The organism is Hymenobacter sp. 15J16-1T3B (assembly GCF_020711235.1).
Classification (GTDB): domain Bacteria; phylum Bacteroidota; class Bacteroidia; order Cytophagales; family Hymenobacteraceae; genus Solirubrum.
In genome coordinates this window covers 1-22,597 of the sequence record NZ_JAJFAV010000009.1, presented here as the reverse complement: position 1 = coordinate 22,597, position 22,597 = coordinate 1, and the positions used below count along the sequence as shown (strand labels likewise).

19 protein-coding genes and 2 tRNA genes are annotated in these 22,597 nt (G+C 64.5%); 10 read left to right on the top strand and 11 right to left on the bottom strand.

The window, feature by feature from the left end; all coding sequences use genetic code 11:
* Window positions 1-57: 57 nt before the first annotated feature.
* A complete protein-coding gene (locus LJ737_RS15730) occupies window positions 58-687 on the bottom strand; it encodes an L-threonylcarbamoyladenylate synthase (protein ID WP_227767407.1) in 630 nt (209 codons plus the stop codon).
* 359 nt (window positions 688-1,046) lie between these two features.
* Here LJ737_RS15730 and mltG point away from each other — a divergent pair, with 359 nt between their 5' ends.
* The 5 genes from mltG (at window position 1,047) to LJ737_RS15705 (ending at window position 4,086) form a co-directional block, all read left to right on the top strand.
* A complete protein-coding gene (mltG, locus tag LJ737_RS15725; RefSeq protein ID WP_227767405.1) occupies window positions 1,047-2,120 on the top strand; it encodes an endolytic transglycosylase MltG in 1,074 nt (357 codons plus the stop codon).
* A 137-nt stretch (window positions 2,121-2,257) separates the two neighbouring features.
* A complete protein-coding gene (locus LJ737_RS15720) occupies window positions 2,258-2,701 on the top strand; it encodes an acyl-CoA thioesterase (protein WP_227767404.1) in 444 nt (147 codons plus the stop codon).
* Window positions 2,702-2,759: 58 nt separating this feature from the next.
* Entirely contained in the window at window positions 2,760-3,728 is a 969-nt protein-coding gene (locus tag LJ737_RS15715; protein WP_227767401.1) for a YihY/virulence factor BrkB family protein, read from the top strand.
* A gap of 131 nt (window positions 3,729-3,859) precedes the next feature.
* Window positions 3,860-3,946: transfer RNA gene (locus LJ737_RS15710), tRNA-Ser, on the top strand.
* 55 nt (window positions 3,947-4,001) lie between these two features.
* Window positions 4,002-4,086: transfer RNA gene (locus LJ737_RS15705), tRNA-Ser, on the top strand.
* A gap of 509 nt (window positions 4,087-4,595) precedes the next feature.
* Here LJ737_RS15705 and LJ737_RS15700 read toward each other — a convergent pair.
* From LJ737_RS15700 to LJ737_RS15690, 3 genes are all read right to left on the bottom strand, one after another.
* On the bottom strand, window positions 4,596-5,021 hold the full coding sequence (locus LJ737_RS15700; protein ID WP_227767399.1) for a cupin domain-containing protein: 426 nt from the start codon (window positions 5,019-5,021) through the stop codon (window positions 4,596-4,598).
* Between the two features lie 505 nt (window positions 5,022-5,526).
* Complete coding sequence (locus tag LJ737_RS15695; RefSeq protein WP_227767397.1) at window positions 5,527-5,793, bottom strand: DUF2798 domain-containing protein; 267 nt, start codon at window positions 5,791-5,793, stop codon at window positions 5,527-5,529.
* 43 nt (window positions 5,794-5,836) lie between these two features.
* Window positions 5,837-6,892: an alpha/beta fold hydrolase gene (locus LJ737_RS15690; protein WP_227767395.1), complete on the bottom strand. Its 1,056-nt coding sequence runs from the start codon at window positions 6,890-6,892 to the stop codon at window positions 5,837-5,839.
* Between the two features lie 1,134 nt (window positions 6,893-8,026).
* On the opposite strand from LJ737_RS15690, the gene LJ737_RS15685 reads away from it, so the two are divergent.
* From LJ737_RS15685 to pgl, 5 genes are all read left to right on the top strand, one after another.
* Window positions 8,027-8,605 (top strand): efflux RND transporter periplasmic adaptor subunit, encoded by a 579-nt coding sequence (locus LJ737_RS15685; RefSeq protein ID WP_227767393.1) that lies wholly within the window; start codon window positions 8,027-8,029, stop codon window positions 8,603-8,605.
* Window positions 8,606-8,657: 52 nt separating this feature from the next.
* Window positions 8,658-11,282, top strand: coding sequence for a BamA/TamA family outer membrane protein (locus LJ737_RS15680; protein ID WP_227767391.1), 2,625 nt, complete (start codon window positions 8,658-8,660; stop codon window positions 11,280-11,282).
* A 266-nt stretch (window positions 11,283-11,548) separates the two neighbouring features.
* Window positions 11,549-12,976 carry an NADP-dependent phosphogluconate dehydrogenase gene (gene gnd / locus LJ737_RS15675; RefSeq protein WP_227767389.1) on the top strand — a complete coding sequence of 476 codons (1,428 nt, stop codon included), beginning with the start codon at window positions 11,549-11,551 and terminating at the stop codon, window positions 12,974-12,976.
* A gap of 46 nt (window positions 12,977-13,022) precedes the next feature.
* A complete protein-coding gene (gene zwf, locus LJ737_RS15670) occupies window positions 13,023-14,537 on the top strand; it encodes a glucose-6-phosphate dehydrogenase (protein ID WP_227767387.1) in 1,515 nt (504 codons plus the stop codon).
* 19 nt (window positions 14,538-14,556) lie between these two features.
* The gene (gene pgl, locus LJ737_RS15665) at window positions 14,557-15,270 is read left to right on the top strand and encodes a 6-phosphogluconolactonase (protein ID WP_227767385.1); all 714 of its coding nucleotides are present in this window, start codon (window positions 14,557-14,559) and stop codon (window positions 15,268-15,270) included.
* Here pgl and rpiA read toward each other — a convergent pair.
* From rpiA to LJ737_RS15630, 7 genes are all read right to left on the bottom strand, one after another.
* Window positions 15,267-16,034, bottom strand: coding sequence for a ribose-5-phosphate isomerase RpiA (rpiA, locus tag LJ737_RS15660; RefSeq protein WP_227767383.1), 768 nt, complete (start codon window positions 16,032-16,034; stop codon window positions 15,267-15,269). The two genes, pgl and rpiA, sit on opposite strands and share 4 nt — an antisense overlap.
* Window positions 16,035-16,146: 112 nt before the next feature.
* On the bottom strand, window positions 16,147-17,220 hold the full coding sequence (locus LJ737_RS15655; protein WP_227767380.1) for an NAD(P)H-dependent flavin oxidoreductase: 1,074 nt from the start codon (window positions 17,218-17,220) through the stop codon (window positions 16,147-16,149).
* A gap of 96 nt (window positions 17,221-17,316) precedes the next feature.
* On the bottom strand, window positions 17,317-17,724 hold the full coding sequence (locus tag LJ737_RS15650; protein WP_227767378.1) for a cupin domain-containing protein: 408 nt from the start codon (window positions 17,722-17,724) through the stop codon (window positions 17,317-17,319).
* Window positions 17,725-17,825: 101 nt separating this feature from the next.
* Complete coding sequence (locus LJ737_RS15645; RefSeq protein ID WP_227767376.1) at window positions 17,826-19,103, bottom strand: alpha/beta fold hydrolase; 1,278 nt, start codon at window positions 19,101-19,103, stop codon at window positions 17,826-17,828.
* 349 nt (window positions 19,104-19,452) lie between these two features.
* Complete coding sequence (locus LJ737_RS15640) at window positions 19,453-20,310, bottom strand: oxidoreductase (protein ID WP_227767374.1); 858 nt, start codon at window positions 20,308-20,310, stop codon at window positions 19,453-19,455.
* Between the two features lie 154 nt (window positions 20,311-20,464).
* Window positions 20,465-21,394, bottom strand: coding sequence for an NAD(P)H-binding protein (locus tag LJ737_RS15635; RefSeq protein ID WP_227767372.1), 930 nt, complete (start codon window positions 21,392-21,394; stop codon window positions 20,465-20,467).
* Between the two features lie 90 nt (window positions 21,395-21,484).
* Entirely contained in the window at window positions 21,485-22,480 is a 996-nt protein-coding gene (locus LJ737_RS15630; protein ID WP_227767370.1) for a nitrilase-related carbon-nitrogen hydrolase, read from the bottom strand.
* Window positions 22,481-22,597: the final 117 nt, after the last annotated feature.

Here is a 22,597-nt window from a genome sequence, read left to right as displayed (position 1 = left end):
GTTGAGAACAGGGGTTCTTCCAGTTCATAACCTCTCCTTTCACAAATTCATCTTTGACTACAGGTACTGTTCGATGTCGCCGGCGCCTTGGCGGATGACCTCGAAGTCCTCGGTGGTGCAGTCGACCACAGTGCTGGCCACGTTGTTGCCGTAACCGCCGTCGATGACCAGGTCCACCAGCGGGCGGTATTTCTCGAAGATCAGCTCCGGGTCGGTGCTGTATTCAATGATGGTGTCGTCGTCGTGCACCGAGGTGGAAACGATGGGGTGGCCGAGCTCCCGTACCAGGGCCAGGCAGATGGCGTTGTCGGGCACGCGGATGCCGACGGTTTTGCGCTTCACGCCGCCGTACTTGGGCGCTTTGGCGCTGGCCTCGAAGATGAAGGTGAACGGGCCGGGCAGGGCTTTCTTGAGCAGCTTGTACACCGGCGTGCTAATGCCGTGGGCGTAGTCGCTGATGTGGGAGAGGTCGGAGCAGATAAACGACAGATTGGCCTTGTCGGGCTTCAGCCCGCGGATGCGGCACAGCTTCTCGACGGCGCGCTGATTCGTAATGTCGCAGCCCAGGCCGTAGATGGTATCGGTGGGGTAGATGATGACGCCCCCCTGGCGCAGCACTTCGGCGGCCTGCTGAATTTTGTTCTGGGGCGGGTTATCGGGGTGAATGCGCAGCAGGGATGCAGCCATAGGAGGTCAGCGGGCTAAGGTGAAACGAAAGGCGGCTTAGTTACACAATCCTGCTATGACGCGCAAGCGGGCCGTTGAGTTGTGTCGAATGTGGGAATGAGCGCAGGCGGGCGGGCCGGGCGCCGCGCGGCAGCTTGCGTGCTGACGCTGGCTGGTTGAATCCCCGTGCAACAAAGAAATTACTCGCAGGAGCCGGCACGCGGGCCGGGCCGCGCCTTCCTGCGGGTCCTCGGCTTCGCCCGGCCTGAGGTTCTGACGACTTCCTGTGCAATCAATGCCGCGGGTCGTATTTTTGACCCGAACGAGCCCGTCAGGCAAAGCCTGCTGCCTGCCCGTTTGTTTGCCATTCGCCCCGTTTTATGCCAACTCCTGACGAGTACCGCGCCCGCGCCACCCGCCGCCGAAACCGCTTTGCCTATCCGCTGGGCATTTTCGGCATCCTGCTGATTACCTTTTCCTACTACGCCTACCAGATCATCTTCACGCCGAACGTGGATACCCACGGCCGCCCGACCTACGTGGTGGTGCGCCCCGGCGAGTCGGCCAAGGCGGTGCTCGACAGCATCGACCGCTCGGGCGCCATCATCGACAAGCTCAGCTTGCACTTCGTGGCCCGGCTGATGAAGTACGACAAGCTGGTGAAGCCCGGCCGCTACGAAATCAAGAACGGCTACACCAACCGCCAGCTCATCAACGACCTGCGCCGCGGCATTCAGTCGCCGGTGAAGCTGACCTTCCAGAACATCCGTCTGCGCCAGGACCTGGCCCGCAAGCTTAGTGAGAGTTTCGCCGCCCGGCCCCAGGAATTCGATTCGCTGCTGAGCAGCAACGCCTACGCCCAGACCCTGGGCTTCAAGGACACCACGCAGCTGCTCACCATGTTCATCCCGAACACCTACGAGCTGTACTACACCACCGCGCCCAAGAAGGTGCTGAATCGCATGAAGGAAGAGTACGAGCGGTTCTGGACGCCCGCCCGCGACGCCAAAGCCAAGGCCCTGGGCCTCTCGCGCGCCGAGGTGAGCACCCTGGCCAGCATCGTGGAGGCTGAGCAGCAGCAGCACCCCGACGAGCGGCCCCGCGTGGCCGGCGTGTACCTGAACCGCCTCAAGCGCGGCCAAAAGCTGCAGGCCGACCCCACCGTGGTATACGCCAACGGGGACTTCGGCATCCGCCGCGTGCTGAACGTGCACCTGACCAAGGACTCGCCCTACAACACCTACAAGTACGCCGGCCTGCCGCCTGGCCCCATCAACCTGCCCAGCATTGCCAGCATCGACGCGGTGCTCAACCCGGAGCAGCACAACTACTACTACTTCTGCGCCCGCGAGGACTTCAGCGGTTACCACGCCTTTGCCGCCACCGAGCGGGAGCATATCCTGAACGCCCGCCGCTACCAGGCCGCGCTGAACCGCTCGGGCATTATGAAGTAATTGTGCGAAAGGTGTTGAGTGCAGGAATTGCGAAAATGCCCGGCCAGCAGGCGGGCACCGCCGCAACAGCCCATCAGCACCTGTTTCACCTTAGCGAAGCGCTGCTCATTCCACCACATTCCGCCCAGTAGAAAAGAATGTACTCTTCCGACGTTCACATCCGCGTCCGCTACGCCGAAACCGACCAGATGGGCTACGTGTACCACGGCAACTTTGCCGCGTACTTCGAGGTGGCCCGCACCGAAGCCTTTCGCCAACTCGGCATCAGCTACAAGGAAATGGAAGCCGAGGGCGTGGGTATGCCCGTGGGCGAGCTGCGCATCAAGTTCAAGCGCCCCGCCCGCTACGACGACCTGTTGCGCGTGCGCATGCTGCTGCGCCAGATGCCCGAGGGCTCCCGCGTGCTCTTTGAATACGAAATTTACAACGAGGCCAACGACCTGCTCACCGAGGGCAGCACGTTGATGGTGTTCGTCAACGGCAGCACCGGCCGGCCCACCGCCATTCCGGGCCACGTGCTCGACAGCATCCGGCCGTATTTTGCGGAGCAAGCCCCGGCTGACGCGCCCCGGGAAGGCTAGGGGCACCCGTGGCTGCCCGGCGTTGTTCATGCCGCACTGATACTTGCTCTCTGACTCAATGGACCTGCCCGACCGTTACCGCAAAGCCCTGATCCTGCGCCGGCGCCGCACTTACCGCCGCTTTATTCAGTGGCTGGAAGGCTTCCGGCTGCGCGGCGGCGCCTCGGTCTACGACGTGGTCGACCGCATGCTCTACGAGCTGCGCTTCGACTCGCTGACCAAGCGCAGCTCCTACATGGCCTTCAACTTCACGGTGGCCGTGTTTCCCACCATTATCTTCCTCTTCACCCTGATTCCGTACATCGCGCGGATTCCGGGCGTCGACATCGACATCCTGACCTTTCTGGGCGACGTGATGCCGCGGGAAATGTACGCCGCCACCCGCGACACCATCGAGGACATCGTCAACATCCCACACGGCGGCCTGCTCTCCTTCGGTTTCGCCACCGCCCTGGTGCTCAGCTCCAACGGCATCATGGCCTTGCTCGACGCCTTCGACAAGAAGCACGGCATCTTCAAGCGGCGCTCCTACCTGCACAAGCGCCTCATTGCCACGGTGCTGACGGTGGTGTTGTCCCTGGCCTTGCTGGTGGCCGTGGCCAGCCTGTTCTTCGGCACCTACATCATCGATGCGCTGGTGTACTACGAAATTGTGCCCGAGCGCCTCACCGAATTCATGATTACCGTGCTGCGCTACGGCTCGGTTATCGGGCTGTTTCTCTTCGTTACCTGCCTGATTTACTACTACGTGCCCGCCGTGCAGGACCGCTGGCCCTTCCTCTCGGCCGGGGCTGTGGTGGCCACCATCCTGATTCTGCTGGTGTCGCTGCTGTTCGTGCTCTACATCAAGATCTTCGACAGCTACAACCACTTCTACGGCTCCATCGGTACGCTCGTAGGCTTCATGGTGTGGCTGGATTTTGTGTGCATGACCTTGATTCTGGGATTCGAGGTCAACGTGAGCGTGGACGCGGTAACGGGGAGGGGCAAAATGCGGGCAGAAGAGGAAAAGCTGCTCAAGTCCTGAAAAATATCGGCCTGAAAGCCAAATAACTGCGGCGCGGCAAGCTGGTGCAGCGAAAAAAGTTGCGCCGCAGGCTTGCATCGGCTGCCGCAGCCTTCTACTTTTGCCATCCCAAACCACTCGATTTGGGCTACAGAGAGGTGGCAGAGTGGTCGAATGCGACGGATTCGAAATCCGTTATACCTGCAAGGGTATCGGGGGTTCGAATCCCCCCCTCTCTGCAAAAAAGGCTTTTCCGGATTCCCGAAAAAGCCTTTTTTTGTGAGTAATAGCCACAGAGGAGTGGCAGAGTGGTCGATTGCGGCGGTCTTGAAAACCGTTGAGGGTAACACCTCCGGGGGTTCGAATCCCTCCTCCTCTGCGTAAACCCCCGCTTCTGACTCAGAAGCGGGGGTTTTGTTTCTGTGGGGGACACCATAGGGGACAGAATTGGCTACTAGCTAGGCAAGGCAATGAGCAGCCATAGGCATTAGGGGACAGTTAATAACTCGCATAGAGCTACTCGCATTCACCTGCCTACACAGCTGAAAAAAACCTGACTATCGGTGAGTAGCTGAGCTCAGCCAAGTTGGACATGCTAGAATTTAGTCAACTACCCCGGCGCCAGTGGGAGGGTTGGGTGGGCCGCTGCTGAGCAACGGGTGTCCCTCGAGGTCCGATATTGCCGCTGATCATGAACTGCCGTCTTACAGTCAAATGGATGTTTTGCTTGACGTCTGCTTAGCAGTGTGCCATCCTAAAAAAGCTGGCTCGTGAGCACGTCCATACACAAGCAGAAGCCCTAATGGAATTGCTCCGTTAGGGCTTCTGCTTGATTAGGAGGGTAGGCCAGAAAAAAGGATTACTGTATTGATTGCCGCTTCAGATTTCCTAAACACGGGGAATCGGCGCGCCGGGGGGAGCAAGATTCTCATCACCAATTTCTGCTGAAATCCGCATAAATGCCTCCAGATCAGGTGGCGAGGTCGGCAGGTTGCCACTGCCGTCGGAGGGCGTGCCCACGGCTTGGATCAAAGCAGCAAAGCCGCTGGGAGAAGCCACGACCAAGCCCTTTGCCGGCTCCGGGCTGGTAGCGGCTACGCTGTGGGCTATTCCCTGCGGGATGAAGTGGCTTTGGCCGGGGCCCAGCACCACCGTGCCGCCTTCCGTGCGCACGGTGAATTCACCGGCTAGCACGTACAGCTGTTCGGCGTAGGTGGTGTGTCGGTGCACGGGCGTTTCGACGCCGGGGGCAAACGTGCCCTCAATCAGGTCGTAGCGGCCGTCGGTGTCGGTTTGATTGGCCAGTATCGTCAAATGCGTACTGAAAAGCCAAAATGAGTTGTTCATTTGAAATGACTACTAAAGTGAATCCACGGTGTGCCAACAGAAGGTTGGGCGGTGGGGCGTTCCGCCGGGAATTGCCCGGCGTGGAGCGGGCTGCCGTTATAGGAAGCTGAAAGCCAATATTTTGACGACCAAACTGGGCTTCCGGAGTAAGCCTGGTTTTGCAACAGCACGGAGTGGTGTAGCCGGCTTAGCGCGCTAAACGGGGAGGTGCTTGGTGGTGGCCTCGGCGTTCAACACGCCTACATATCCGGCGGCAGGTGGGCCGGTTGGTCTTCGGGAGCCAGAATAACGGCTCTTGGCGCCGGCTACCCCTAAGCCCGGGCACCACCCCGAGCCGCCGAACCGCCGGCTGCGCTATTCAGGCCTAAACTGCTAAGCGCTTCTGCTTCAATGCTCGCTTCTGCACAAGGAGGCAAGTGCGGTGAGATGACCTGATTGCAATACAACGCGAGGCCTTCCGCACCGGGCCGCGTCAAGTTTTTTCAATGCCAGCATCAGGAAGAAGCGGAGCCTCTGCGGCGGGTAGCCTTTCCCGGAGCAGCAGGCGGGCCAGCCGCTGCACTAGGGGCGAAATGAGCAAGACAACGGGGACTACCTCCGCACAAGCTATGGCCCAGGACCGTAGCCACACCCAGACGAACCCGGTTGCGAAGCCCCGGTTTACCCCCAGGAGCGTGAAGGAAATGATACTCGTGGTGATGATTCCGGTGAGAAATGCAACAACAATTTTTTGCTTCATGGCGGCGGAACAATGGCGTTGCGGATTGAAATTGGGTATGGCGTTAGAGGGACCCAGCGTCCAGGACCGCCTGCGCGAAATCACGCGGAGCTTCCTGGGGCAGATTGTGGCCGACTCCGCGAATGATGCGGTGGTGGCGTTTTCCCGAAAACTTGCCGGCGTACGCCTGGCCGTCCGTTGCCGGCACCACGCCGTCCGAGTCCCCATCCAGGGTAATGGTGGGCACCGGGATGGGCGGGGCCGCGGCAAGTCGCTTTTCCAGGTCGTCGTACTGCGGGTCGCCGGCGGCCAGGCTTAAGCGCCAGCGGTAGTTGTGAATGACAATGCTGACGTAATCCGGATTGTCGAAGGAGGCCGCCGTGCGACTGAAGGTAGCGTCGTCAAAGCTCCATTTCGGGGAGTTGAACTGCCAGATCAGCTTGGCCAACTCCCGCCGGTTCGCCTCTAAACCGGCCCGGCCGCGTTCGGTAGCGAAATAGTATTGGTACCACCAGCCCCATTCGGCCCGGGGAGGCAACGGCAGCTTATTGCGCTCCAGGTTATTGATCAGGTACCCATTTACCGAGACCAGGGCTTGACAGCGTTCTGGCCAAAGCGCCGCGATAATGTTTGCCGTGCGCGCCCCCCAGTCGTAGCCGGCTAGGGTGGCCTTCTTGATGTTCAGGGCATCCATCAGCGCCAGGATGTCGAGGGCGACGACGGACTGCTGCGCATTGCGGGGCGTGGTATCGGACAGAAACCGCGTCGAGCCGTGCCCCCGCAAGTGCGGCACAATGACCCGAAAGCCGTTTGCGGCTAACACCGGGGCCACATCAACGAAACTGTGAATATCATAGGGCCAGCCGTGCAGCAGGATGACGGCCGGGCCGTGCGCCGGACCAACCTCGGCGTAACCGATGCGCAGCAGCCCGGCATCGATTTGCTTCAGGGGGCCAAACGAGTTAGCGGCATTTCGGGCCGGGGTAGCGGAAGGTCGCACGCCAGTGCCGTCGGCCTCACCGCCGGCTAAGGCCAGCGACCCAAATGGAATGACCGCCATGCTCGTGACCATCTGGCTTAAGAAGCGGCGGCGACCGTTGATTTGTTGTTGCGACATCATAGGTTGAATCTGGAAGTTGTCAAGTCGCTTCTCTGCTTTCTACTCTCAGTTCATCACGCCTCCCAAGGGAACCAGGGATGCGCGAGCACCGCTAATCCGGCGGGCTGTGAGTGCCAAGAGCTGTGCCAGAAGGAAGCCATTCCTTGAAGAAGGCAACGGAGAACAGCAAGACGCACAGCCGGCGGTTGGGGAGTAGGGCATCAGGCTTACGCCCAGCACGCCGACTCCAACTTTGCGTAGGTGAAGGCGGGTTTCACCCAATACAATGGAGGCGCCGCGGCCGGCTATTCTCGGCGCCGCCCGTTCCCAGCTTGTCTGCGTTGATGCCGGCTTGCTCTGGCGTATTGGACCCAAGGGCACCCCATAAGGGCGCTTCTCAGCGCAGCCTGTTTTCTATTCTTCCAATTGCTGGGCTGACCAAGAGTTGACATGCGGTGCTCGTAGTTGACCAGTGGACCGGGAAGGCAGTGCAAAACTCCACCGGATAGGGGCAGCGGGAAAACAGAAATGGATGAGTGCGCGATTTTGCAGATAGAGCCCCGATCGGAGCCGATGAACCGTAAGCGAAGCGGCTCAAGCCCAGCGCGGGACATGGGCAAATCGGTGGCCTCCAGCAACCAAGAACTCCTAATTGACGCGGTGCGCATTCGGCGTCTCGCCGCGGCCTGTCATCCGCCGCCGCTGCAGCTTTTCCAACCGAAAAGCACCAACGCTCCTACGACCAGAACCCAGAATAATTACGAAAAGATGGAGTTCGATAAGCTTGTGCTCCAATTTATTGGAGGAAGGAGGCATAGCCGGCCCGCGTCGGCGGACCTGATACGCCCCGCAACCGGAAAAAAACGGTGCTGATTGGCTCGGGCGGAAGCCGGGGTGAGCTTTACGCATGGCAGCGGCGCCTTGGTACAAGGGTTGATTTACGGTAGAGAGCCGCCTTGGCTTTCAACCCGCTAGCGCATGCCTCATGTCCCTGCTCTCACGCGCCCCTGCTTCCCGGTTCTGCCTCGGCTCGTAGTGCTGGTGCTGCTTGGCTTACCGGCCTGTCAAACCTCGCTGCCCAATGCCGAAAGCCCCAGCCCGGGCGCTGCTTCTCCTCCCGCGAGGGCAGGAGGATTGGGCCCGAATACGCCCCCGATGCAGAAGCCGAAGGTGCAAGCCGTGGGCGGGCCGGCGGTAGTGGTCAACGGCGCCTTGAGGGCCGCGCGCACCTACCCGTTGCTGAATCCGCAGGCCGGATGGGTGCGGCTCTCCTACATCAGCTCAGGGCAATTCGTTACGCGCGGTCAGTTGTTGCTGAAGCTGGACCTGGTCCCCGCCACCGGCGCCAAGACCACCAGTTTGTCACCTGGCTTTGTCAAGGCGCCCGCTCCTGGGCTTCTCACCCACGTGCCGGTTCAGCTTGGGCCCTATCTGGGTCGAGGGGCGCCGGTAGCTACGCTGCACGACTGGTCGCGCGTACGCGCCACCTTTCGCCTGTCCCCGGCGCTAGCGCGGCCCTTGGCCGCGGGCCAACGCTGGCCGCTGTTGGTGCCGGAGCTTCCTGGGCGCACGTGGGTGGGCGAAGTGGAGCCTCTCCCCAGCCTTGCCCGCGAGGCGCTGGTCTCGTTGCTGCTGGACAATCCAGGGGCAGAACCGGCTATCCGGCCCGGTATGCACGTGCGCCTGCGGCTGCCGGCGCCCGCGGCCCAGGTGGCCAGCTCCAAGCCCCGCTGATGCTGTGTAAGCAGGTTGCGGCCTGCCATTGCTTCGCCCTAACCCCATTGCCATGCGCTTTCTCCTACTTGGTTTGCTGCTTTGGCTGCCTTGCACGTCGACTCTTCAGGCGCAAACCAACTCGGCCGCGCCGCTTGCTCATCACCGCGTGGACGCACCCACCCGACAGGCGGAAGACAGCGCCGTCGTGCAGGCCGGCCGCCGCTACGCCGGCGGCAAGGTCCATGGCTGGGTTCTGGGCCGCAACTACCGCCAAGTGTGGGAGCAGCCGGTGCGGGTGCCGGTGCTTGACCTGAGCCGGGAAGCGGGCGGGCTGGTCCCGGTGAAGCTGGGCGGCGGCATGCAAACCAAATCCCTGCGCCTGCAGGCGGCCGACGGGCGCCAGTTTGTGCTGCGTTCCGTGGACAAAAATACCGAACAGGTCCTCGCGGCCGACCTGCGGGGCACGGTGGCGGCTCGGGTCGTGCAGGACCAGATTTCCGCCGAGCACCCGTACGCCGCCCTCGTCGTTCCGCCGCTGGCCGAAGCCGCCGGCGTGGGCCACACGGCGCCGCGGCTGGTCTTGGTGCCGGATGATGAGCGCCTGGGTGAATTCCGCACGGCGTTTGGGGGCACGCTGGCTTACCTCGAAACGCGCGAGCCGGCGCCCCCGCCCGCCTTTGCCGGGGTGCCGCGCCCCCGCTCGCTCAGCACCGACAAGGTGTTGGACCTGCTGGCGCAAAGCGCCGCCAACCGCGTGGACGAGCGGCAGGTGCTGCGCGCCCGGTTGTTTGACTTGTTCCTGGCCGATTGGGACCGGCACGACGAACAGTGGCGGTGGTGGGCCTACCCGCAGCCCGACGGGGGCGTGCTGCTACGCCCCGTGCCCCTCGACCGCGACCAGGCGTTCTTCGTCAACCAGGGCGTGGTGCCGCGCCTGGCCAGCCGGGAATGGGCCCTGCCGAAGTTTCAAGGCTTCGACGACGAGCTTCGCGACGTGAACACCTTCTCCTACAACGCCCGGTACTTCGACCGCTCGTTTCTGGCGGGGCTGGAAGAAGATGTGTGGCAGGCCGAAGCGGCCTCCCTGCAAGCCGCGCTGACCGACGAAGTAATTGAGCAGGCGGTGCGCCAACTGCCGGCGCCGATTTACCGCCTGTCGGCGGCCCGGATCAGCCGGGCGCTCCGCCAGCACCGGGCTGCCCTGCCGCGCTACGCCCAGCGCTACTACCGTTTTCTGGCCCGGCAGGTAAACGTGGTGGGCAGCAATGAGCCGGAACGTTTCGACGTCACGCAGGTGGGCGACAACCGCACCCGGGTCCGGGTGACGCCCCTCGTGCATGGACAGCTGGCCACGCGGCCCAGTTACGAGCGCACCTTCGACGTGCGGGAAACCCACGAGCTGGACTTGTACGCCCGCGGCGGCGCCGACCAGGTGGTGGTTTCCGGCACGGTTCCCGCCGGTCTGCGCCTGCGCGTCATCGGCGGACATGGCGCCGACACGATAACCGATCAGACCAATGCCGGCCGCGGCAGCCGGCGCCTCAACATCTACGACACCCGCGCGGGCAACGACCTGCGCCTGGGCGCAGCCACCCGCAACCGAACGCAATCCGACACGGCCGTGAACCGCTATGACCGGCGCACCTACCGCTACCCCTACACCGGGCCGCTGCTGCCCTGGGCGTATAACATGGACGACGGCTTGTTCGTGGGCCTGGGGCTGAACCTGCGCCGCGCCGGTTTCCGCAAGGACCCGTGGGCGGCCGAGCACGTGCTCACGGGCAACGTCGCGCTGGGCACCGGCGCATTTACGTTTCGTTACGCGGGCCGCTTTACGCACCTCGTTGGCCGCACCGACCTGCTGCTCAACGCCGACGTGCAGGCCCCCAACTACGTGCGCAATTTCTTCGGGCTGGGCAACGAAACTGCCTACGATCCGGCGCGCAGCATCCGGTATTACCGGGTACGCTTCCGCAACCTGGCCGTGGAGGCGCTGGCGCGCCGGCAGCTGGGGCTGCGCCATGAGCTGCGAGCCGGGCCAGTGTACCAGGCCGTGCGGGTGGAAAACACCCCCGGCCGCTTTATTTCCTTGTGGCAAGCTGAGTCGAGCACCGGCGACCAGCTGTTTCGCAATCGGCAGTACGGCGGGCTGCGCATGAGCTACGCTTATGACAGCCGCTTGCCGCGCGTAGTGCCGGTTTCGGGCTTTACCTGGCGGCTGGACTACCTGCTGCTGCACCGCCTGGACGCCCGCGCCCGGCCCCTGTCGCAACTCAGCACAACGCTGGCCGGTTACCTGCTGCCCCTGCCGCGGCTTACCCTGGCGACGCGCGTGGGCGGCACCGCCAACATGGGCAGCTATGCGTTTTTCCAGGCGGCCACGCTCGGCGGCATCGAAAACCTGCGTGGCTACCGCCGCACCCGGTTTGCCGGGGACCACAGCCTGTACCACAACGCGGAAGCCCGCTGGCGGCTGGCGACTGTTCATTCCCTGTTGCTAAACGGTGAAATCGGCTTGCTCGCTTTCCACGACTTGGGCCGCGTCTGGCTGCGCGGCGAGTCGTCGCAGCAGTGGCACCGCGGCTACGGGGGCGGCTTGTGGTTCCGCCCGCTCGACCGGCTGGTGCTGACGGCCATGTACGGCTTCTCCGAGGAAGACCAGCTACCCTTGGTGCGCCTCGGCTTTTTCTTCTAAGGCCGCCGGCCATCCGCCGGCTATGACTTGAAATGCAGAATGTACGCCGCTGGTGGTGACGGGCAAGTGGAGTAACCCGCGTAGCAAGCCAAGTCCGCCGCGAGGGGGCGCTGCAGATGCCTGGCCAACTTTGTGGTCGTGGGCTAGTTGATGCAGAAAGGGTCGTAACCCGACAGTTGGGTCCTTCTGCGTGCTTAGTTGGATGTAGTTCCGACGCCTCCGGTATACATTACGGCGGTTAACCCTCCTTCCCCTCAGTGACTGACATGAGCGCAACGTCTACGCAATACCGCTTGGGCATGATTGGCCTGGGCACCATGGGCCGCAACTTGCTGCTGAACCTGGCTGACCACGGCTTCGCCGTGGCGGGCTACGACACGGCCGCCACCAAGCTGGAGCTGCTGGCGCAGGAAGGAGCCGGCAAGCCGGTGGCCGGGTTTGGCAGCCTGCCGGACTTTGTGGCCAGCCTGCAGCAGCCCCGCGCCATCATGCTGCTGGTGCCCGCCGGGCGCGTGGTCGACAGCGTGATAGAGGAGCTGCGGCCCTTGCTGGCGCCCGGCGACCTGATCATCGACGGGGGCAACTCCCATTTTACCGATACCGAACGCCGGGCCACGGCCCTGTCGGCCCAGGGCCTGCACTTTTTCGGCATGGGCGTGTCGGGCGGCGAGGCCGGCGCCCGCTTCGGGCCGAGCCTGATGCCCGGCGGCGACCGGCAAGCCTACGAAGTGGTACGGCCCCTGCTCGAGGCCATTGCCGCCCGCGTCGACGGGGAGCCCTGCGTGGCCTACCTCGGGCCGGGCGCGGCCGGGCACTTCGTCAAGATGGTGCACAACGGCATCGAGTACGGGCTCATGCAGCTCATTGCCGAAACCTACGCCGTGCTGCAGCACGGCCTGGGGCTGAGCAACCAGGCCATCGGCAGCTTGTTCGGCCAGTGGAACGAAGGACGGCTGCAATCCTTTCTGCTGGAAATCACCCGCGACATTTTCGCGTTCCGCGCCCCTGGAGCGGATGGGCTCTTGCTCGACGCCATCAAGGACGAGGCACGGGCCAAGGGCACGGGCAAGTGGACCTCGCAGGTAGCCATGGACCTGGAGCTGCCCATCCCCGTCATCGACGCGGCCGTATCGGCGCGGGACACCTCGAAATATAAGGCGCTGCGCGAGCAGCTAGCGGAGCTCATCGGCGGCAACGCGGCTTTTGCGGGCGAGGCCGCCGCGCTGGCGGCGCAGGTGGAGCAGGCGCTATATTTTGCCGCGGCGCTGAGCTACGCGCAGGGCATGCACCTACTCAGCAAAGCCTCGCAGGCCTACGGCTACGAGCTGCAACCGGCCAGCATTGCCAAACTCTGGCGCGGCGGATGCATCATCCGCGCCGCCTTCCTGGCCGACATCCTGCAGGCGTACCAGCAGGAGCCCGCGCTGCCCCACCTGCTACTCGACCCGGCCATTCGCCAACACGTGACGCAGGCCGCGGCCGGGGCGCGGGCCGTGGTGGGGGCCGCCGTGGCCGCGGGCATTCCGGTGCCGGCCTACGCCGCTGCCCTCAGCTATTTCGACGCCCTGCGCACGGAGCGGCTGCCGTCCAACCTCATTCAGGCCCAGCGCGACTACTTCGGCGCCCACACCTACGAGCTGATCGGCCGGGAGGGGGTGTTTCACACGGAATGGCAAGCGCCCGGGCAGGCCTAACGCCCGGCCCGCCTTCTTTTGCTCAGCACTTTCTTCGCGCGTTTGTATGAACCCTCGCATCCAGTCGCAACCCACCATTTTCGTCATCTTCGGCGGCACCGGCGACCTGAACGCCCGCAAGCTGGCGCCGGCGCTCTACCACCTGTTTCTCGATGGCTGGTTGCCGGAACAGTTCGCCGTCATCGGCACGGGCCGCACCGCCCTCACCGACGAGGCGTTCCGCGACAAGCTGCGGGAGGGCCTGGACCAGTTTTCGCGCAGCGGGCGGGTGCAGCCGGAGCGGTGGCGTACTTTTGCCAGCCATTTATTCTACCAAGCGGCCGACGTGGCGGACCCGAGTGCTTATCAGGGCTTTGGGCAACGCATCAAGGTGCTGGAGCAGCAGTGGCACGCCCCGGCCACGGTGGTGTTCTACCTGGCCGTGGCCCCGAACCTGTTCGGCGTCATTGCCAACAATATTGCCCAGAACGGCCTGACGGCCGACGCCGACCGCGTCCGCATCGTCATTGAAAAACCCTTCGGCCACGACCTGGCGTCGGCGCGCGAGCTGAACCAGCAGCTGTGCCGGTTGTTCGAGGAGCGGCAGATTTACCGCATCGACCACTACCTGGGCAAGGAAACGGTGCAGAACATCATGGCGTTTCGCTTCGCCAATGCCTTGTTCGAGCCGCTGTGGAACCGCAACTACATCGAGCACGTGCAGATTTCGGTGACCGAGCAGCTGGGCGTCGGCGACCGGAGCGGCTACTACGAAGGTGCCGGGGCCCTGCGCGACATGATTCAGAACCACCTGCTGCAGCTGCTCTGCCTGGTGGCCATGGAGCCGCCCGTCAACTTCAACGCCGACGAGGTCCGCAACCGCAAAGTGGACGTGCTGCGGGCCCTGCGCCGGTTCACGCCCGAGGCCGTGCGCGAATCGGCGGTGCGGGGCCAGTACGGCCCGGGCTGGATCGAGGGCAAGCAGGTGCCGGGCTACCGGCAGGAGGAAGGCGTGAACCCGCGTTCCAACACCGAAACCTTCGCCGCCGTCAAGTTTTTCGTCGACAACTGGCGCTGGCAGGATGTGCCCTTCTACCTGCGCACCGGCAAGCGTATGCACAGCTCTTCGTCGAGCATTACCGTGCAGTTCAAGGACGTGCCGCACTTCATCTTTCCGCCCCAAACGGCCGAAAGCTGGCAGCAAAACCGCCTGATCATCAGCATTCAGCCCGAAATGAGCATCCGGCTGCAGGTGCAGGCCAAGCGGCCGGGCCTCGACATGATGCTCAACACGGTGGACATGGTCTTCGACTACGACGGCACCTACACCAGCCAGGCCCCTGAAGCCTACGAAACCCTGCTGCTCGACACCGTGCTCGGCGACCAGACTTTGTTCATGCGCGGTGACCAAGTGGAGGCGGCCTGGGAGGTACTCATGCCCATCCTCAGCTCCTGGCAGGGGCGCACCAGCCAGAGCTTCCCCAACTACGCGGCCGACTCCTGGGGCCCCGAGCTGGCCGAGGCCCTGATTGCCCGCGACGGGTACCACTGGTTTATGCGCCCGCTCAATGGTAAGAAATAGCTCGGAGTCGCATTTGCACGTGCATGCTTCGCCCGAAGCGGCCGTGCGCAGCCTGGCCGACTACCTGGTGGGGCAAGCCCGGCAAGCCGTGCAGCAGCGCGGGCGGTTTGTCTGGGCGCTGGCTGGCGGCAGCTCGCCGCGCCGGCTCTACGAGCTCCTGGCGTCGGCCGAATTCCGCAACCGAATCGACTGGGCCGCGGGGTATTTCTTTTTCGGGGATGAACGCTACGTGCCGCACACCTCGCCCGACAGCAACTACCGCCTGGCACGCACGACCTTGCTCGAGCCCCTGGGCATTGCCGCCGACCATGTGTTTCCCGTCGACACCGCGTTGCCGCCCGCGGCGGCGGCCCAGGCTTACACCGAGGCCTTGCAAGCGTTTTTCGGGCCGCCGCCCATGCAGTTCGACCTGGTGCTGCTGGGCCTGGGCGACAACGCCCATACGGCTTCGCTTTTTCCCCACACCCCGGTGCTGAACGAGCAGGTGGCTGGGGCCCGGGAGGTGTACCTGCCCGAGCAGCAGGTGTACCGCATCACCCTGACGGCTCCGCTGATAAACCAGGCCAACCAGGTGGCGTTTCTGGTCTACGGAGCGGAAAAAGCCGCGGCGGTTCGGCAGGTGCTTAGGGGCGAAAACGACCCGGCGCAGTACCCGGCGCAGCTTGTTGCGCCCGCACAGCCCGCCGAGTGGTTCCTGGATCAGGCCGCGGCGGCCGAGTTGGCAACGAGTTAAAGATTCCGGCCCAAGCCACTCATGAGCGCGGGCAACTGCTGCGGGTGCTCCACGCGCAGGGGCGGCTGGCCGGGGCGCAGCAGGCTCAAATGCCCCTCATGGGCCAACAAGGCCGCGTCGGCCAAGCCCAAAAACAAGCCGTGCGCTACCAGGCCGGGAATGGCCTGCAACTGCATAGCCAACACGGCTGGCTCTGCGATGAGGCCGAAGGCCGCGTCTACCAAGTAGTTGGCCTGATCCGACAGCACGGGCTGGTCCTGCGCATTTACGCGCAGGTGCGGGTCGGCGCCCAACGCGGCTACCGCGTCGAGCACCCAAGGCAGGGCAAACGGCACCACTTCCAGGGGCAAGGGAAAGCGGCCCAGCGCCGGCACCAGCTTGGAAGAATCGGCCAAGATGAGCCGGATGGCGGCGGCCGTGGCCAGCACCTTCTCGCGCAGCAGCGCCCCGCCGCCGCCTTTGATGAGTTGCAGTTGCCCGTCCAGCTCGTCGGCGCCGTCGAGGCAGAGGTCGAAGCGCAGGCCGCGCTGCGGGCTCTGAATCGGAATACCGGCCGCCCGAGCTTGTTGCTCGCTGGCGCGCGAGGCCAGCGTCGCCTGCACGCGCAAGCCGGTAGTGCGCACCGCCTGCCCCAGCGCCTGCAGAAAGGCCGCCACGGTACTGCCGCTGCCGACGGCGAGCTGCATGCCGTCTTGCATCAGGGAAACGGCGGCTTGGGCAACCAGCTGTTTTTCCGCTTGTTGCCGGTCGGCGGGTGGTGGCATCGAAGCTGCGTTTAAGTGGCGGTGCCCCCTATTTAGGGAGCGGGTTGGCCGCAAATGTCGTGGTTGTCTTCGGTACCTGCCGCCCGGTGCGGCAACGCGCCGGGGCCGGGGCTTACGCCAGCAGGGCTGAGGTTTCCGCCAGCAGCGCCTGCATGAGGGCCGCGGCGTTGCGGTGCCGCAGCAGCGGCGCAATCTGTCCGCCCCAGAAAAAGACCGTGTCCAATTTCTGCTGTTCCAAGGCCGCCTTGCGCAGCGGAGCCATGAAGGTAGTTTGCAGTGGGAAGGGCAGGTGGCTGGCCGCGTGCGCCAGCAAATCGAGCGTAATGCGGGTGCGCAGTCCCCGGCCCAACCGGCCCGTGTACGCACGGGTCAGCGTGGTGTACTTCGCCTCTGCCGAGAACAGCGCGGCTTTGTGCACCGGCAGGGCGCCGGATTCGTCGCAGGCCAGAAAGGCCGTGCCGATTTGGACGGCGTCCGCGCCCAGGGTGAGGGCCGCCGCCACGCCGCGGCCGCTGGCAATGCCGCCCGCCGCAATGACGGGCAGCTTGGTTTTCTCCCTGATCAGCTGCAGCAGCACGAAGGTGCCGGTCGTCGACTGCTCGGCCGGCGCCAGAAACGACGGCCGGTGCCCGCCGGCCTCAAACCCCGAGGCCACGATGAGGTCGACGCCCGCGTTTTCCAGGGCCAGGGCCTCGTCCAGGGTCGTGGCGGCGCCCATCAGCTTGATCTGCCGGCGCCGACAGGCTTCGAGCACATCCGGGGAGGGAATGCCGAACATAAAGCTGAAGACCGGCGGCCGAATGTCCAGCACCGCCTGCACCTGGTTGGCAAACCGGGACTGAAACGGCGCCGGCTTGGGCGGTACGTCCAGCCCGAGCGCGTCGAAATAGGGCCGGAACTGCGCCGCTACCTGCGCGTACTGCGCGTCGCTGACCGTTCCGTCGGCCGCATCCGTGTCCGATACCCACAGGTTCAGGTTGTAGGGCTTGTCGGTAGCCGCGCGGATTTGCTTATCGACGGCGTAGATTTCCTCGGGGCTGAGCGTGTAAGCCCCGTAGCCGCCCAAGCCGCCCAGGTTCGAGACCGTGCTGACCAGCGCCACCGTAGACAGCCCGCCGCCGAAGGGCCCCTGCAAAATCGGGTATTCAACGCCGAGTAGGGCGCTTGCTCTGGTGCGGTGCCACATGGTGCGGGGCTAATATCCGGGCGTAAAGAAACAAGCTGGGCTTGCTGATGATCAATGCTGCAGTTGTCGAACTGTTGAGCTGCGCGGGCGCGGGTCTTACTCAACCAGCGTCAGCAACGGCTTGTTTTTGGTCACCACGTACGTGGCCAGCTCGGCCGCCTGGCCTTTGCCCACGTTGCGGGCGGCGTGCACCGTGCCGGCGGGGATGAACAGCGTTTCGCCGGCGCGCAGCGTCACCGGCGGTTTGCCGTCGACCAGGTACTGCAACGAGCCGTTCAGCACGTAGATAATTTCCTCCCCGGGGTGCTTGTGCCGCCCGAAAGCCGCCCCCGGCTCAAAGTCGATGCGGGCCTGCACTGCCTCCAGCCCGGGCGTGGCAAGATCATGCTGCTGGAGCGTGCTGCGCCGGATGCCCGTAGGAGGCGCCTGGGCGGCAGAGGTGGGCGCCAGAAACGCGCCGAGTACCGCCAAATCGAGGACGCCCGCATAAAAGTGCTTTTTCATATCACAGAACAGAGTGGGGGGCTTAAAACCCAGTGCGCAAGGCCGATTCTAGGAAAGGCTGGCATGGGCGGAGAGGAATCGAGGAATGCTGCTGTCCGGCCCTAGCGCAGGGATTTGAACGCTGCCCGAAGCTCCTGGGCGTACAGCTGGGGCTGCTCCCAGGCCGCGAAATGCCCGCCCTTCTCGGCCTCGTGGAAATACAGCAGGTTGGGGTAGGCCCGCCGGGCCCACGACTCCGGCGCGCGGTAGATTTCGTCCGGAAACACCGTGACAGCCACCGGCAGACGGATTTCGGCCGTGCGCTGAGCCCCGGCACCCACCAAGCCGCGGCCGTGGTTTTCCCAGTACAGCCGCGCCGCCGAGGTGGCCGTTTGGGTGAGCCAGTACAGGGTGATGTCGTCCAGCATTTGGTCGCGGGACAGTAGGCGCTCCGGCTCGCCGTTGTTATAGTCGTACATCCAGGCTGCCAGCCCCACGGGCGAATCGGTCAGGGCGTAGCCAATCAGCTGCGGGCGCGTGGCCATCAACACTGAGTAGGCGCGGTTTTGCTGGTAAAAAGTGCTCAGCGCATCGAATGCCGCGCGCTCCTGCGGGGATAGGCCCGCCGGCGCGGCACCCCCACTCAGCTGCGCCGCCACGTCGGTAGGCACGGTAGCGGGCAGGCTCACGTGAATGCCCAGCAGTCCGGCCGGCGCCTGCCGGGCCAGGGCGTGGGAAACAGGGGCGCCCCAGTCGCCGCCCTGCGCCACGTAGCGCGGGTAGCCCAGCCGCTGCATGAGCGTAGCCCAGGCGCGAGCAATGTGGTCGGGGTCCCAGCCGGGCCCGGTGGGCTTGTCTGAAAAGCCGTAGCCCGGCAGGGAGGGAATGACCACGTCGAAGGCATCTTCGGCCGTGCCGCCGTAGGCCGTGGGGTCGGTTAAGGGCCCCACGGCGCCAAGCAGCTCCAGCACCGAGCCGGGCCAGCCATGCGTGATGAGCAGCGGCAAGGCATTCGGATGCTTGGAACGCACATGGATGAAGTGAATATCGAGGCCGTCAATCTGGGTCTTGAATTGCGGCAGGGCATTGAGTTTGGCTTCCGCCTTGCGCCAGTCGTAGCCGGTGCCCCAGTACTTGAGCACGTCCTGCAAGTGAGCCAGTTGCATGCCCTGGGAGCGGTCGGGTACGGTTTCCGGCTCGGTCCAGCGGGTAGCGCGGATGCGTTTGCGCAGGTCGGCGAGGTCGCGTTGGGGAATGTGCACGCGGAAGGGCCGAATGGCCGCCGCAGATGTGGTGGTAACGTCCGGACTCGGTTGAGCCTTGACGCGGCAAGGAAGCAACACCAGGGCGCCGGCGAGCATCAGCAGCTGAATGAGAGAGGAAGCGGTACTGCTTTTCACAGCTCAAGATGAATTAGCGAAGAAGTGACCCGCGTGGGCATACCAAGCGGTTATGGCGCCGCGCGTCGTAAAACGCTTGCAAACCTGCGGTATCCGGGCGGCGCGGGGAAACCAAAGCGGATCAGCGCCGAATCTGGCCGATGAAGGGCCCGGTTTGGGGGAAGAGCGCCGCCCAACAGCTTTGCGCAGGAAACGACTTTCCGGCGGCGTTTTTCCCGCGCGGCGCGGGCCGGGCAATACAAGTCCTAACGGCTCATGCTCTCAGGCTCCCGCCGCGCTAGTCTTGCACGGCGCGGTGCGCCCACAAGCTCTACAATTCGTCCACCGATGCCGGAGCAGCCAGAACGAATCAGGCTACCGCCTCGGTCGTACGGTCCGTGCTAACCGCTACGCTTTCCCATGCCTGCACTTCCGCCTCCATCGTCGCTACTTTCGAGCGGAAGGCGGCTACGGCATCCCGGCCAACCGGCAGGTGCACCGGGGGCGCCTGGCTGTAGGCCAGTAACAAGACCACCTTTGCCAGCTTGGCCGGGTCGCCGGGTTGGTTGCCGTGGATGTGGCCGGCGGCGGCGCGGGTGCGGCCCACTGTCGGTTCGTAGGCCTCCAGCACAGTGGCGCCTGCAGCGTAGGAATCGGCCGCCAGAAAGTCGGTGCTGAACAGGCCTGGAGCCAGGGCCGTCACATAAATGCCCAAGGGCTGCAGCTCGAGGGCTAGGCCTTCCGAGATGCCTTCCACCGCAAACTTGCTCGACGCGTAGAGGCCGAAGCCCGGAATAGACGCCTGGTAGCCGAACAGCGAGGAGAAGTTGATGATGTGGCCGCTGCGGCGCTGGCGCATGTGCGGCAGCACGGCCTGGGTGACGCGGATCAGCCCGAATACGTTGGTGTCAAACTGCCGGTGAATTTCTTCTTCGGTTGCTTCCTCGACGGCGCCGAGGAAGCCGTAGCCGGCGTTGTTGACCAGCACATCGATTTGGCCGAAGCGCTGTACGGCCTGTTGCACGGCCGCCTGTACCTGCGGCCCGCTGGTCACGTCCATCACCACCACTTCCAAGTTAGGGTGCTGCTCCAGGGCGGCGAGCAGTTGCTCGGGTTGCTTGCGCACGGTAGCCACGACTTCGTCGCCGGCTGCAAGTGCCGCGCGCACAATTTCCTGCCCAAACCCCCGGGATGCCCCGGTGACAAACCAGACTTTCTGCGTTTTCATGGTTTACGATGTTATAACGAAAGGATTGAGGACCGAAAGGCCCATTTCAGGGGGAAAGAAGACAGATGCTGCGTGCGGCAAACCCAACTCACCGAGTTGGAACGGGAGGATCAAAGGCCGGCACCGACTTCTATTGCTGGCCTTGATTCAGCCGTTATGCCGTCACGGCGCTGCGGGTGAAGGCGGCGGCGTGTTGGCGGACGAAGGCTTGCACATTAGTCGGAGCCTGGCCCGTGAGGCGCGTCAGGTCGTCGGTCATGCGGTCGTAGCGGCCTTGCTGGTGCAGTTCGGCCATCGTGGCCAGGTGGCTGACCAAGTGCGGGGGCACCCCTAGTTCGCGCAGCCGTGCGGTCCACGCGCTGAGCGGCACGTCGCGGTAGCGGATGGGCCGGCCGAGGGCTTCGGAGAAGGCCCGCGCGTAGTGGTCCAGGTCAGCCGATTCGTACCCCGTCAGGTTGTAGACCTGCCCGATATGCGGGGCGGGATTATCCAGAATTACCGCAACGGCCCGGGCCACGTCGGCGGCGGCAATGGGCGAGGTTCTGCTGTGGCCCAGCGGCAACTGCAGCTCGTCCTGGTCGCGCACGCCGGCTTCCACCAACTTTAGGAAAAAGCCCTCCAGAAAGACCGTGGGCCGCACCGTGACCACCGGCAGCCCGGACCAGGCCAGCACCTGCTCGGCCAGCCAGTGCAGCTTGTGCTGGGGGCTGGGCGTGGTTTCGGTGATGCTCATCTGCGTCACCGTCATCTGCGACATGTTCACCAGGGCCTCCACGCCGCGGTGCCGCGCCACGGCCGCCACGTTGACGGTGGCTTCCAGGTAGGCGGGCGAAATCGACATGCCGAAGTACACGCGCCGGCAGCCCTCGAGGGCGCGGTGCACATCGGCCAGGCTGGTCAGGTCGCCTTGCACGACCTCAGCGCCGAGCCGGCGCAGCGCCTCGGCCCGTTCGTCTTCGCGCCGTACCAGGGCGCGCACCCGGTGGCCCTTGGCCAGCAGCTCAGCGGTGAGGTGACGCCCGATGGCGCCGACGTCGCCGGCCGCACCGGTGACGAGAATGGGCAGATTTGGAGTGAATTTCATGCTTGCTGGGGTTACTTGTTTGCGGCGTGCTGCAAAAGCGCGCGGTGAGACCAAGGCTGCCTGTTGCCGAAGGCAAAGGAGCCTAAGGGCTCAGAAAAGCTCGGCGGCCAGTTCTTCCGGAGCAGCCGCCCGGGGGGCCTCCGCGGGCTGCGGGGCCGTGCGTTCGTGGACGGGCGTCATGGGCGTGCGGTCGATGCGCAGGCTCAGCAGTTCGGGGCGGTTGTAGTGGCCGCGCGTGTCGATCAGCCGTTTGCGCGCGTCGATCAGCGACAGATCGAGTTGGGCAATGACCTCGCCTTCGCCGCTGGTGAGCGGTTCGCCAATGAGCCGGCCGAAGGGATTTACCAGGGCCGTGAAGCAGCCGCCCGAGATGGGCTCAATGGGGCAGCCGGTGTCCTGCATGATCTGCGCCTGCTGCGCAGCGTCGAGCCAAGCCGTGGCGCAGACCACAAAGCAGGCCGACTCGAGCGCGTGCTGGCGCACGTTGATTTCCGCCTGTTCGCCAAAGAGGGGACCGGCAAACGAGCCCGGGTACATGGCCGAGTGAATCTGTTCCCCGTCGGCGATGAGCGCGTAGCGGGCCAGCGGGTTGTTGTGCTCCCAGCAGGCCAATTGCCCCACGCGGCCCACGGCGCTGTCCACGGCCCGCAGGCCGGAGGCGTCGCCCTGGCCCCAGAGGATCCGCTCGTTGTAGGTCGGGGTGAGCTTGCGCCGGCGCTGAATTAGGGTGCCGTCGGCGTCGAAGAGCAGCTGCGTGTTGTACACCGTGCCGCCGTCGCGCTCGTTCACGCCGATGGACACGACCATGCCCGCCTGCCGCGCCGCCTCGCCTATGGCCCGCGTTTCGGCCGAGGGCACCGTCACCGACTCCTCCATCAGGCGCAGGTGCTCCTTGGCCAGCTGGTAGGGGGCCACCACGTAGCTGAAGTAGGGGTAATACGGGATGATGGTTTCGGGGAAGGTGGCGAACTGCACACCCTGCCGGCCCAGCTCCCGGATTTTGGCAACGACTTTTTCGACGGTGCCCCGGCGGCTGTACAGCACGGGGCTAATCTGCACGGCGGCAGCGGTGATAGTGGCACTCATGGCGTGGTAAGAAGGAAAAGGGTGAAGCTGCGGGAAAGCCCGCGCGGGCAGTTACCCGCCCGCACGCCGGCAAATGAGCCGGTAAAGCCGCCGGGCCCTACTCGTCGCGGTGGGTCA